Origin of the sequence: Flavobacterium sp. CG_9.10 (genome assembly GCF_015752245.1) — a bacterium.
GTDB lineage: Bacteria > Bacteroidota > Bacteroidia > Flavobacteriales > Flavobacteriaceae > Flavobacterium.
Genome location: NZ_JADOVD010000002.1, coordinates 220,440 through 233,169, shown reverse-complemented (window position 1 = coordinate 233,169; position 12,730 = coordinate 220,440). Strand labels below are relative to the sequence as shown.

Genomic DNA, 12,730 nt, shown 5'->3' with positions numbered 1-12,730 from the left:
AAAAAAAGCTTTGAATTCCTTCAAAGCTTTTTTTTATATCAATTATAGATTAAACCCTTTCGTCAAATTCAATTTTATCTACACTATCAATTTTATACAAGGGTTGCTCAAGAGGCAATGTAAAATAAAAAGAAGAGCCAATTCCTTCAACACTTTCGACCCAAATTTCACCATCATTTTTTTCTAAAAACCCTTTTACCAATAATAGGCCTATTCCTGCTCCTTTGTTATCTTTCCTTGCTTTAGAGAGTGTGCTCATTTGCGGGGTAAACAGTTTATCTTGTACCTCTTTAGACATTCCAATTCCGGAATCTTTTATCTGAATTATTACTTTTTGTGCTTCAATTTTTGCCGAAACGATAATTTCTCCTCCAGGTAAAGAATGCTTGATAGCATTGGAAATTATATTTTGGAAAACAGACAGCAACATCTTTCCATCGGCAAAAACACTTACATCATCTTCGATTTCATTACGAAGATTTATGGAATTCATAGAAGCCGTTTCACGTAATGATTCAAAAACCTTTTGCACATAAGTAGAAGGCTTAATTTTTGCAGGAGAGAATACTTCCGATGCATATTTTATTCTTGCCCATTCCACTAAATTGTCCAGCATGTTTAACTCATCTACTGCAGTTTTATGGAGTAAATCAAGCATTTCTTTTGCTTTCTGAGTTTCCAATCTGTCTAGATTGGTTTTCAGATATTCTGTAGTTCCAATAATTCCAGACAATGGACTTCTTAAATCATGGGAAACAATTGCAAGCACATTCTCTTTGTGTGCATTGAGATCTTCCAGCTCTTTCACATATTTTTTTATAGCATCCTCTGATTTCTTTCTCTCCGTCAAATCTCGCAGGATTTTAACGTATCCTAACCTCTCCCCTTCAACTCCAATAAGCGGAAAAACTAAACCATAAGCATAAAATACACTTTTGTCCTTACAAATGTGCCATCTGTTATCAGTTGCTCTCCCCTCTATTAATGCAGCTTGAATTTCTGTTTGCGGAATACCATTTTGTATATCTTCTTCAGTAAAAATTACATCAAAATGTTCTCCTATAATTTCATCGGATTCATAACCAAATATTTTTGTTGAACCAGAACTCCAACTATTAATTATAAATTCATTATCAAGAGTGAAAATCGAATAATCTTGTAAACTATCTATTATTTGGCTGTAAAACTCATCTGTTGGAAGGTAATTACTGTTAAGAATTTTAGAATTAATTTTCTCGTTTTTCATTAAATTATATAAATAATATTTAAAATTTTGAAAGCTTATTTTCGGTTTATTTAACTAAGAAATGCGCTCAAAGATACACAAAAGAATATAGGAATGATCTATAACTCAAATTATAACCGTTAATACAAGAATGTAGGTCCATGAAAGATACTGCTACAATTTATTTGCTCATTAAATCCTACATAACTTCCTTGAATCCAATATGATACTATTCCTTTTACAAAAGTCAAGCCAATAAATTAGTGAATACAATTTCATGATACATTATCCCACAAAAAAAGCCGCGAATTTCTTCGAGGATTCTGACCTCTAAATTATTCTGTTGTTAAAATATTGCATCCCATTTAACAGTAAAATATATATTAATCCATATAAATTTTCAAATTTCGCTATAAACTGTGTTAAAAAAATCGAGGATTTAAGTAGATAAAAAAAATTAAACGATCAAAAATTTAACTTTAACAATTTTGATAAACTCACTTCTAATATTTAACAATTTTAACTCTATTGTAGTTTAATCAAATTTAATAAAAACTCAGATTAGGCTTATTAATTAAAGTTAACTTATTGTTAAATAATTAATTATAAGGTAATTATGTAAATTTTTTTAAAATTTTTTGTCTAAATTTGAGAGTGATAAATTTTTAGAAAGTGCTATAAGCGTAAAAATAAAAATGAATCATAAAGCATAAGTTGCGTGATTAATAAGATAGTTAATAATGAGATGTCTATTTCTTATTTTTGTCAAAATCAGGGGGTCTACTTTAAGTTTTATTCAATTATTAACCCTTTAGACGTTAAAGATGGAAATCAAACAAATTTTACTTTCTTATTCAACAGCTTCGATTGTATTCCCAAAACATTTAAAAAACCAACATACAACTTTATACGTAAGTAATTATTAAACAGTTGTCTAAAACAGCAACTAACACCTAAAGATCCCAAATCTTCCACAAGTTTAATTAAATGTGATGGTTAATAAATTTTATTATTAACTTTTAAATGTTTAATTATGAAAAATGAAGTAAAAATTCATGAAGTGAGCTCCTCACCCCTCAAAGGCCGACGTGAGTTTCTGAAATTAAGTGGAATGGCAGTTGCCGGAACAGGATTATTTCTGACAGGTTGTAGTTATGACGAAGGAATAGGTCTAAATAATTCTTTTGACAGTACAGCTAAAATTGGAAGTAACGGACACAAGCCTGGTGTTAAAGACGGCGTGTTTGACCTAGGTGGTAATGATTTAGGCGTACTTACATATGCGTATGCGTTGGAGCAGCTAGAAGCCGACTTTTATACCAAAGTAGTAAATGCTTCCGGTTTCACCTCAACATTCAATTCGATCGAGCAACAAGTTATGACTGATTTGTATTATCATGAGGTCATCCATCGAGAATTTTTCAAAGCGGCATTGACAGGAGCACTACCAAATCCAGAAAAGCAGTTGCTACCTAACTTGGCTTTTAATTATGGAAGTTTAAATTTTAACAGTCGTACAGATGTCTTAGCAACTGCGAAAGCACTTGAAGATACTGGAGTAGCTGCCTACAATGGTGCCGGAAGATTACTTTCCAATCCTGATTATTTATTGCTTGCGGGAAAAATCGTTTCTGTAGAAGCAAGACACGCATCAGCAATTAGAAGTTTAATCAATCCTAACTCAAACGATTTTGCTGGTGATGATGTGGTAGATCCCACTACTGGATTAGACGTTAAGTTGAATCCATCGCAAGTACTGCTTATTGCCGGAGGATTTATCACAACAGAATTTACTGCAAAATATTTACCGTAACCTAAAAACTTATCATTATGAATATATTAAAATTTTTAGAGCCGTTTACCAACGACAACTTAATGAACGGTAAAGGTTCCAGAAGAGACAGTTTCAATTTTTTTGGACAATTAGGTAAAAATGCCGCTTATGCTGCAATTCCTTTCGGTCTTGCTGCGTTGACTTCAACTAAAGCATCCGCTGCTGATATTAGCCCTACACCCTCCACTCCAATTGGAGCCTTACAACTGGCTTTGACACTTGAATATTTAGAAAAAGAATTCTATCTTATGGGGTTAGCATCAGGTGTGATTCCAACGGGTGGCCGAGATGAAAAAGTATTTATGCAAATTTCAGCGCATGAAACAGATCACGTAACCTTCCTGATTGCAGGTTTAGGTGGAGCTGGAAGTCCGAATTTTGTTGCCAAACCCACTTTTGACTTTACTGTTGGCGGTGCATTCGATCCCTTTAATGCTACTGGGATTGGAAATACTGCTGCATACGCACAATTCTTAGCATTAGCACAAGCATTTGAAGATACTGGAGTACGAGCGTACAAAGGACAAGCTACAAATCTAATTTCAGCTCCGGATTTATTGACTGCTGCATTACAAATTCATTCAGTTGAAGCGCGACATGCCTCAGAAGTGAGAAGGTTACGTGGCTTAAAAGGATGGATAACCGGAAACGAAAGAGGGGCAGGAATGCCAGCTGCAACACAAGCTGTATATAATGGCGAAGAACTCACAACTCAGGCGGGTTATAATACAGCCACACTTTTTGGAGCAGCCGCAGGATCTGAATCTTATGATGAGCCCTTAACAACTGTTGAAACAGTAACTATCGCAAATCTGTTCATCGTGTAAGTATTGCTTATAATTTCAAGAATATAATTCAATGAATTTCAAATTTTAAATTAAGAAATTTGTTTTTACAAAAAAGCCTCGAAATTCTTCGAGGCTTTACCTTTTTGGGACATTTCTTGTTTAAAAACGGCTTTTCCTTTCATTTAAAACTTGAAGTGTCAAGTAGATAATTTTAAACTGTCCTATGAACTTTCTCTGGAAAATTGCGCTCTTTTAGCAAAAAAACAAACCATTGAAATAGTACTTTGTAACAATATCGAAACGTTTTCTTTAAAACTTTTTCAATTTTAGCACTACATTTTTCTAAACATTAAATTTAATAAAAACTGTACTCAGCCTGTACAAACTAAATCTAACTTATTATTAAATAGTGGTTTAGGAAAAATTATATAAGTTTTTCGGCAAATTATATAAGTTTTTTTTTAAAATTTAAGATTAAATTTGATTTTGAAAAAGTTTTAAATCAATACAACATCTTTAAAAAAATTAGGGATATCATAAAAACAAAATTCACGGACTATTAATTTATACTAAAATCCCGATATCAAATCATTTTAAAAATCATGCGGAATAATTAAATTTTATTCAATTATTAATATTCAAATAACCAAGGGATAATTTCTAAAGTCAGCACCTTTTCTAAAATATATTTTTTTTGAATACCTATTAAGCTTACTATCCAAAATTCACAGTAAGTCAAAATAAATGCAGTGTTTAATAAATGCTATTACTAATTTTTAAATGTTAAATTATGAAAAATGAAGTTAAAATTCATGAAGTAAGTTCCTCTCCTCTCAAAGGACGACGGGAATTTCTTAAAATCAGCGGACTAGTCGTTGCCAGCACCGGGCTGATTATGATGGGATGTAATGATGATGACAATTCTTCCCCAACAGATGACAAATTACCTGGGGTTCGAAATGGAAAATTCGATTTAGGCGGTAATGATTTAGGCGTACTTAGTTATGCGTATGCTTTGGAACAGCTGGAAGCTGATTTTTATACCAAAGTGGTCAATGCGAGCAATTTCAGAACTGTATTTAATTCGACAGAACAAGAAGTTCTAACCGATTTATACAATCATGAGGTAATTCATCGCGAATTTTTCAAGGCGGCATTGACGGGTGCTCTGCCTAATCCAAGCCTTCAATTACTTCCTAATTTGGCTTTTAATTATGGAACCTTGAATTTTAACAGCCGTGCGGAAGTTTTAGCAACTTCAAAGGCGTTGGAAGATACTGGGGTAGCTGCATATAATGGAGCAGGAAGATTACTCACGAATCCTGATTATTTATTGCTAGCAGGAAAAATTGTTTCTGTTGAAGCAAGACATGCCTCCGCAATACGAAGTTTAATCAACCCTAATTCAAATGATTTTGCGGGTGATGACGTAATAAACACTAGTACTGGACTGGATGTAATGAAAACTCCTTCTCAAGTTCTGCCAATCGCTGGTGGATTTATCACAACTGCTTTTACAGCACAATTTTTACCATAAACCTTACCTAAAACTTATTATTATGAATATATTAAAATTTTTAGAGCCGTTTACCAACGAAAATTTAATGAACGGTAAAGGTTCAAGAAGAGACAGTTTCAGTCAATTTGGACAATTTGGTAAAAACAGCGTACTAGCTGCAATTCCTTTTGGTCTAGCTGCGCTGACTTCAACAAAAGCATCCGCTGCTGATATCAATCCGACGCCCTCAACACCAATTGGGGCTCTACAACTGGCGCTAACCCTGGAATATTTAGAAAAAGAATACTATATTATGGGGTTAGCATCAGGTGTGATTCCTACGGGTGGCCGAGATGAAAAAGTATTTATGCAAATTTCTGCGCATGAAACGGATCACGTAAGCTTCCTGATTGCAGGTTTAGGTGGAGCTGGAAGTCCTAATTTTGTTGCCAAACCAACATTTGACTTTACAGTTGGCGGTGCATTTGATCCTTTTAATGCTACTGGTATTGGAAAAACCGCAGCATACGCACAGTTCTTGGCATTAGCACAAGCATTTGAGGATACTGGAGTACGTGCGTATAAAGGACAAGCCGCAAATCTAATTTCAGCTCCGGATTTACTGACTGCTGCATTACAAATTCATTCAGTTGAAGCGCGACATGCCTCAGAAGTGAGAAGGTTACGTGGTTTGAAAGGATGGATTACCGGAAACGAAAGAGGGGCAGGAATGCCAGCTGCAACACAAGCTGTATATGACGGGGAACAAGTGACAACTCAAGCGGGTTACAATACAGCTACACTTTTTGGAGCGGCCGCTGGATCTGAAGCTTATGATGAGCCTTTAACGACAGCTCAAACGGTAACAATTGCAAATATTTTTATCGTCTAATCTATTTATTATAATTTCAAAATATGGAATTAAATTAAGAAATTAATTTCCACAAAAAAAGCCTCGAATTTCTTCGAGGCTTTTGCCTTTTTGGGTGGGAGACGGGGCTCGAACCCGCGACCCTCGGTACCACAAACCGATGCTCTAACCAACTGAGCTACAACCACCATAATGCTTAGCGGTGGCAAATATACAACATAAGTTTACTTTTGCAAATAATTTTTTTAAAAATTTACAGCAAAATTACCTCAAATCTGCTAAGCTATTGACTGCCAAATATCTTTCAACTGTAAAACCTTCGGCATGATCTACGCCTACGAGTCTTCCTAAATCCTGCGAACGGTAATTTAGGCTTTCAAAGAAGTTTTTACTGGTGATTGGTGATTCCGGTTCGTTAGAATTGGCATCATAAAATTGCGACCGATAAGCTAATATAGCTTCAATCTTCTTATCAGTAAATCCCGAAATATCAACTACAAAGTCAGGTTCTATATTTTTCCATTGAATATAATGATAAACTAACTTTGGTCTCCATGCCGCTTGACTTTCACCATCCAGAATCGTCTCCACTTTCCTCAAACCTGATAAAAAACAAGCATCCGAAACTAATTTGCTACCTTTTGCATGATCAATATGACGATCGTCAATTGCGTTACACAATACAATTTCTGGTTGGTATTTGCGAATCATTTTTATAATTTCCAATTGATGCTTTTCATCATTCACAAAAAAACCATCCCGCATACTCAAATTTTCCCTTACAGAAACACCCAATATTTCAGCAGCATCATTTGCTTCCTGATCTCGAATTTCAGCCGAACCTCGCGTTCCTAGTTCACCATGTGTCAAATCAATTATTCCTACCTTTTTTCCTAAGGAAATTTCTTTTAAAATAGTTCCGGCACAACCCAATTCTACATCGTCCGGATGCGCACCAAAAGCTAATATATCTAGTTTCATTTTTTTTTGTTTAATTTTAAGAGCTTAGAACAAACTCTTCCTCCTTTTATAATTTAATCCGTACTCTTTAAATATAGAATATTAAATTTTGAATGTACAATCTACCTACTACAAAACTCTTTTCATCGTCATCGATTTATTGACGCTTTCCCCCCACTCTTTTTCCGCAATACTATCTTTTGTTACACCGCAACCCATATACAAATGCGCTTTGGTCATTGCAAGATTCGAAGAAATCTTAATTTGCATACATCGTAAATTGACATACAAATCAGATTTCATTTCTGATTTTTTAAATCCTTCTTTATTTAATTCGCCTAAAAAACCAGTGTAATATTCTCTGTCATAGTCTTCATTTTCCAAAATAAAATCTCTTGCAACTTCTTTAGGCAAGCCACATACTGCGGGTGTTGGATGCAAAGCCAAAACTACTTGCTTCAAACTTGAATTCTTATTTATCAGCCCCTCAATATCTGTTTTAATGTGCACTAAGCTTCCTGCTTTCAAATTATAAGGACTGGAAATAACTACTTTTGAAGTCAATTCTTTTAAACTATTCAAAATAAAATCGGTTACAAATTGCTGTTCCTCGATTTCTTTTTTCTCCCAAATTGCTTCTGCCGTATCTTGAAGTTTTTGTGTTCCCGCCAATGCTGTAGTATAAAATTTATTGTTTTTAGTCTTCAGCAATCGCTCAGGTGTAGCGCCCATCCATAATCCAATTTTTGGGTGAAACCAGCAATAGCAGAAAGCAGTTGGATAGGTTTTAACCAATTTTTGAAAAACTGAAACCAAATCAAAATCAGTCAAATCAACAATCTCTTTCCTAGACAGAACTACTTTGTCCATAGTCCCTTTTGCAATAGCGTCAATTCCTTTTTGAACAAGAATTTCAAAATGGGCTTTGGATTCTTTGTTTTCGGAGTTAGCAAAATCTAAATTATTATCCTCTTCAGAAGAAGTAATTAAAGTTTCCCATTTTACAGATTGATCGGCAGGAATAAGTATCATTTGGCTGCCTTCAAAAGGAGCAAAAACAAAACCTGTTTCTTCAAAATTTTCAGCAAAATACAAATGATCATTGTTTTGAAACAAGCCTACTAACTTGATATTATTGGGTTTTTTGTACAATACAAAAGGTAGATTTTGAGCTTCCTGCTGTTTTACTTTTATGAAAAAATCAATCATACTTAATTATTTTTACAACTAAGTTACAATAAAAAACTAAATTTATTTCTTTTCTTTGGTCAAAACCATATTCGTTAATTTACATAACGAAATCAAGTTTCCGGCTTCATCCGTAATTTTGATTTCCCAAAGATGTAAACTTCTTCCTTTATGAATAATTCGGGCGGTTCCATAAACAACTCCTTCACGAATACTCCTCAAATGATTCGCCGAAATTTCAATCCCACGCACTTCTTGCTCTTTGTCATTTATAAAAAAATGAGAAGCCGCACTTCCCACACTTTCAGCCAAAGCTACTGACGCACCGCCATGCAACAATCCCATAGGCTGATGAACGGATGAATTCACTGGCATTTTGGCCACCAAGAAACCTTCTCCTGCATCAATATATTTAATTTTTAGGGTTTCCATCAATGTGTTTTTCGAAAACTCATTGCAATATTCAAGCATTTTATTTTTATCTAAAGTCATGTATTATATTTTAAAAATGTAAATTTAAAAAAAAGATGAGTTAGAAAACAGTAAATGAATTGTTATTATACCCTCAAAATCAAAATTGTTCTCTATTCAAATGAGTTTTTTCTTATTTTTACAAAAAATAAATCCAAATGCGTCCTATCACTTTATTGTTTTTTATTGGAATATTAATTTCGGTTTGCTCTTGTCGAAGTGATTTTGAGACTGTGAGCAGCACGGGTGATTTGTCATTTTCGAAAGACACCATTTATTTAGATACAGTTTTTACAAACATTGGCTCCAGCACTTACAGACTAAAAGTGTACAACAAAAGTAAAAATGACATTCGTATTCCAACCATTCAATTAGCCAAAGGATTAAACTCAAAGTATAGAATGACCGTTGACGGAATGCAAGGAAATAATGGTAAAATATTCAACAATGTAGATTTATTGGCCAAAGACAGTTTGTATATTTTCATTGAAACCACCGCTAATACTAAGGATGCAAACCCAACTGATTTCCTATACACTGACCAAATTCAGTTTGATAGTGGAGAAAATCTTCAAAAAGTGGAATTAGTTACATTGATTCAAGACGCTGTTTTCTTGTATCCAAAACGTTTTGCTGATGGTACGACGGAAACACTTCCAATTGGTGATCAAAAAATTGATGGTTTTTATTTGGATGAAAACGATGCTTTAAACGGAAACGAACTGCATTTTAAAAACACAAAACCTTATGTCATATATGGCTATGCCGCCGTTCCTTCGGGTAAAACGGTAACTTTTGATGCAGGTTCCAGAGTTCATTTTCATGCAAATTCAGGACTCATTGTGTCCAATAAAGCTTCCATAGTAGTAAACGGAGCAGCATCTACCACCGCCAGACTTGAAAATGAAGTCATTTTTGAAGGCGACCGTCTAGAACCTGATTTCTCGGATGTTCCGGGACAGTGGGGAACTATCTGGCTGACCAATGGCAGCACAAACAACAATTTGAATCATCTTACCATCAAAAATGCCACAATCGGACTATTAATACAAAATAATGACGGAACAACCGTAAACCTAAAAAATACCCAAATTTATAATTGTGCTAATTATGGAATTTTGGCGCAGACTGCAAAAATTAACGGACAAAATCTGGTAATCAATAATGCCGGGCAAGCGAGTTTGGCTTGTTCTTATGGAGGAAATTATAAATTTACCCATTGTACTTTCAACAACAATTGGAATAGTTCTGAGCAAGTGGCCGTTTTTCTGAGTAACAATATTACGGGCGCCGTTCCGGAGGTCAAAGATTTAACCACGGCAACATTCAACAATTGCATTATTTATGGTTCGTATTCCACTGAATTGATACTGAACAAAAAAACAGGTGCGGCTTTCCAATACCAATTCAACAATTGCCTGCTCAAATTTGATAATATTTCCAATTCATTTACCACTAATCCCGATTATCAATTTGGAACAGACACGGCACATTACAACGCAATAATTTTGAACAAAGACCCAAAATTCTTTAAAGTCTCACTAAATAAATTCAATATTGACGATACTTCTGCCGCTTTCGCAAAAGGGAATTCGGCCTATCTGATTCCGTTAGATATTTTAGGAAACACCAGAACTCTTCCTCCAGATTTGGGTGCGTATCAAAACAAAGTATTCCCAAAATAAACATCCCTGAATAACAATCCACGGCATCTAAAACCAAGAAAACATTATTAATTTAATTAAACATTTGGTAACCTTAAATAATAATTAAAATAGTAGTTTTGTCAAAATTTTAACTCCAAAATCTAATCCTTTTTAAAACCAAATTAATCCATTATCAGACTATGAAACAAATCTACTTGCTATTATTTTTATTTCTTTTTACAGCAGGTTTTGCGCAAGCGCCAGCTGGGTATTATAGTAATGCCACAGGAACAGGTTACGCGTTGAAAACACAATTATACAATATTATAAAAGATCATAAGGTAAATGATTACGCAGGTCTGTATGTCACGTACGAAACTTCTGATATTGATAATTTCTTTGAAAATGACGGTTCCGTTTTAGATATGTATTCTGAAAATCCTACTGGTGTTGACCCGTATACTTATAGCATAACATCAACACAACGATGTGGGAACTATACTAATGAAGGAGACTGTTACAATAGAGAACATATTATACCGCAATCAGTATTCAATCAGCAATCCCCAATGGTTTCGGATGCGCATTTTATCACGCCTACAGATGGAAAAGTAAACGGAATTAGGTCCAATTATCCCCATTCAGTGGTAGCAATTGCTACAGAAACTACTCGAAATGGAAGTAAACTAGGAGCCAGTACAACTGCAGGTTACACCGGTCCAGTTTTCGAACCAATAGATGAATTCAAAGGGGATATTGCCAGAATGTATTTCTATTTTGCTACACGTTATGAAAATACAATTGCTGGATATTCTTACGCTATGTTTAATGGTTCAACCAATAAAGCATTTACTACCGCATTTTTAAATCAATTGCTGGCTTGGCACAATCAAGATCCGGTAAGTGCTAGAGAAATTGCGCGTAACAACGCTATTTATGCGCGTCAAAATAATAGAAATCCTTACATTGATCATCCAGAATATGCAATATCTGTATGGACTACAGAGCCTCTTGATACTCAAGCTCCAACAGCAGCAACAAATCTGACAGTAACTTCTACTACATCAAACTCAGCTACTTTAACTTGGACAGCAGCAACGGATAACATTGGTGTTACCGGTTATGATTTGTATGTAAACGGTACTATTAAATCTACAGAAACAGGATTAACTGCCACAGTAACTGGTTTAACGGCTTCAACTAAATATTCCTTTTATCTTATAGCTAGAGATGCCGAAAGAAATTCTTCAGTTGCCAGTACATCAGTAGATGGGACTACAACTGCAGCACCAACAGGCGGTACAACAGCATCAGAAATATTCTTTTCAGAATACGTAGAGGGAGGTAGTTTCAACAAGGCTTTAGAAATTGCTAATTTCACAGGAGCTTCTGTTGATTTATCCGTTTATTCAATAAAAAAGCAATCAAATGGTGCCGGAGCTTGGAGTGCTGGTTTGAATTTAGCTGGTACATTAAACAACGGAGCCGTATTTATACTTGTAGATCCTGGCATTGCAACGACTTGTTATACAGCTGCCAGCGCAAACCTATCGTCTGCACAAGAAGCATTTAATGGAAATGACCCAATGGGCTTGTTTAAAAATGGTGTACTTATAGATATTATAGGAACATTCAATGGTGGAACGGCAAATTTTGGAGCTGACGAGACCTTGCGAAGAAAACCAAGTATTTCAGCACCAAATACAACTTTCAACAAAAGTGGTGAATGGGATTCATATATTAAGGATACTTGTAATGGTTTAGGAAGTCATTCATTGGCAACCCTTTCTAATATTGATTTTGATTCTAATGAATTTAATATTTATCCAAATCCATCCAATGGAAATGTCAAAATAAATTTCGAAAACTCAAATGAAAAATATTCTGTTCAGGTATTTTCAGTATTAGGACAAAAAGTTTTTGACAAAGAATACACAAACAGTTCCTATGCAGCGGTAAACAATCTTCAAAAAGGAGTTTACTTCGTTAAGATAACAAACGATACTAAATCAATTACTAAAAAACTTATTGTAAACTAGTTTAAAAGCAAACTATTCATTTAAAGCGGCATCTATTGCCGCTTTTTTTTGGTTTATTTTAAAAAAAAACACCCTTGTCTAATAAATAAAAAGAAGATTTCTTAATCATATATTTCAACTTAGCGCTACGGTTTCATTTCTATTTTTCATAAAGTAAGACTAAAACTACTTTAATTAAAATGTTAATAATTATGTTAAGAAAACCATAAT

General features: G+C 34.4%; 10 protein-coding genes and 1 tRNA gene. 6 read left to right on the top strand and 5 right to left on the bottom strand.

Translation table 11 applies throughout. The features are described from left to right. Positions 1-49 precede the first annotated feature (49 nt). Positions 50-1,246 carry a PAS domain-containing sensor histidine kinase gene (locus IWX84_RS02625; protein WP_196849206.1) on the bottom strand — a complete coding sequence of 399 codons (1,197 nt, stop codon included), beginning with the start codon at positions 1,244-1,246 and terminating at the stop codon, positions 50-52. 1,012 nt (positions 1,247-2,258) lie between these two features. Here IWX84_RS02625 and IWX84_RS02620 point away from each other — a divergent pair. The 4 genes from IWX84_RS02620 (at position 2,259) to IWX84_RS02605 (ending at position 6,237) form a co-directional block, all read left to right on the top strand. After that, positions 2,259-3,038 (top strand): ferritin-like domain-containing protein, encoded by a 780-nt coding sequence (locus IWX84_RS02620; protein ID WP_196849205.1) that lies wholly within the window; start codon positions 2,259-2,261, stop codon positions 3,036-3,038. A gap of 17 nt (positions 3,039-3,055) precedes the next feature. Further along, positions 3,056-3,886: a ferritin-like domain-containing protein gene (locus IWX84_RS02615; protein WP_196849204.1), complete on the top strand. Its 831-nt coding sequence runs from the start codon at positions 3,056-3,058 to the stop codon at positions 3,884-3,886. Between the two features lie 751 nt (positions 3,887-4,637). Next, positions 4,638-5,384, top strand: coding sequence for a ferritin-like domain-containing protein (locus tag IWX84_RS02610; RefSeq protein WP_196849203.1), 747 nt, complete (start codon positions 4,638-4,640; stop codon positions 5,382-5,384). Positions 5,385-5,406: 22 nt separating this feature from the next. Next, positions 5,407-6,237, top strand: coding sequence for a ferritin-like domain-containing protein (locus IWX84_RS02605; RefSeq protein WP_196849202.1), 831 nt, complete (start codon positions 5,407-5,409; stop codon positions 6,235-6,237). Positions 6,238-6,329: 92 nt separating this feature from the next. On the opposite strand, the gene IWX84_RS02600 is transcribed toward IWX84_RS02605, so the two are convergent. From IWX84_RS02600 to IWX84_RS02585, 4 genes are all read right to left on the bottom strand, one after another. Then, a tRNA-His gene (locus IWX84_RS02600) sits at positions 6,330-6,405 on the bottom strand. A gap of 75 nt (positions 6,406-6,480) precedes the next feature. Continuing rightward, positions 6,481-7,197, bottom strand: coding sequence for a bacillithiol biosynthesis deacetylase BshB1 (gene bshB1 / locus IWX84_RS02595; RefSeq protein WP_196849201.1), 717 nt, complete (start codon positions 7,195-7,197; stop codon positions 6,481-6,483). Between the two features lie 108 nt (positions 7,198-7,305). Beyond that, on the bottom strand, positions 7,306-8,385 hold the full coding sequence (locus IWX84_RS02590) for a chorismate-binding protein (protein ID WP_196849200.1): 1,080 nt from the start codon (positions 8,383-8,385) through the stop codon (positions 7,306-7,308). 42 nt (positions 8,386-8,427) lie between these two features. Continuing rightward, positions 8,428-8,856: a PaaI family thioesterase gene (locus IWX84_RS02585; protein ID WP_196849199.1), complete on the bottom strand. Its 429-nt coding sequence runs from the start codon at positions 8,854-8,856 to the stop codon at positions 8,428-8,430. 137 nt (positions 8,857-8,993) lie between these two features. Between IWX84_RS02585 and IWX84_RS02580 the strand changes: the two genes are divergently transcribed. After that, positions 8,994-10,520, top strand: coding sequence for a hypothetical protein (locus IWX84_RS02580; RefSeq protein WP_196849198.1), 1,527 nt, complete (start codon positions 8,994-8,996; stop codon positions 10,518-10,520). A gap of 161 nt (positions 10,521-10,681) precedes the next feature. After that, positions 10,682-12,520: an endonuclease gene (locus IWX84_RS02575; RefSeq protein ID WP_196849197.1), complete on the top strand. Its 1,839-nt coding sequence runs from the start codon at positions 10,682-10,684 to the stop codon at positions 12,518-12,520. Positions 12,521-12,730: the final 210 nt, after the last annotated feature.

Bases quoted from the DNA above. Each gene is read 5' to 3' on its own strand.
- IWX84_RS02610 (WP_196849203.1), top strand. From the start codon at position 4,638: ATGAAAAATGAAGTTAAAATTCATGAAGTAAGTTCCTCTCCTCTCAAA.
- IWX84_RS02615 (WP_196849204.1), top strand. From the start codon at position 3,056: ATGAATATATTAAAATTTTTAGAGCCGTTTACCAACGACAACTTAATG.
- IWX84_RS02580 (WP_196849198.1), top strand. From the start codon at position 8,994: ATGCGTCCTATCACTTTATTGTTTTTTATTGGAATATTAATTTCGGTT.
- bshB1 (WP_196849201.1), bottom strand. From the start codon at position 7,197: ATGAAACTAGATATATTAGCTTTTGGTGCGCATCCGGACGATGTAGAA.
- IWX84_RS02575 (WP_196849197.1), top strand. From the start codon at position 10,682: ATGAAACAAATCTACTTGCTATTATTTTTATTTCTTTTTACAGCAGGT.
- IWX84_RS02620 (WP_196849205.1), top strand. From the start codon at position 2,259: ATGAAAAATGAAGTAAAAATTCATGAAGTGAGCTCCTCACCCCTCAAA.
- IWX84_RS02590 (WP_196849200.1), bottom strand. From the start codon at position 8,385: ATGATTGATTTTTTCATAAAAGTAAAACAGCAGGAAGCTCAAAATCTA.
- IWX84_RS02605 (WP_196849202.1), top strand. From the start codon at position 5,407: ATGAATATATTAAAATTTTTAGAGCCGTTTACCAACGAAAATTTAATG.
- IWX84_RS02625 (WP_196849206.1), bottom strand. From the start codon at position 1,246: ATGAAAAACGAGAAAATTAATTCTAAAATTCTTAACAGTAATTACCTT.
- IWX84_RS02585 (WP_196849199.1), bottom strand. From the start codon at position 8,856: ATGACTTTAGATAAAAATAAAATGCTTGAATATTGCAATGAGTTTTCG.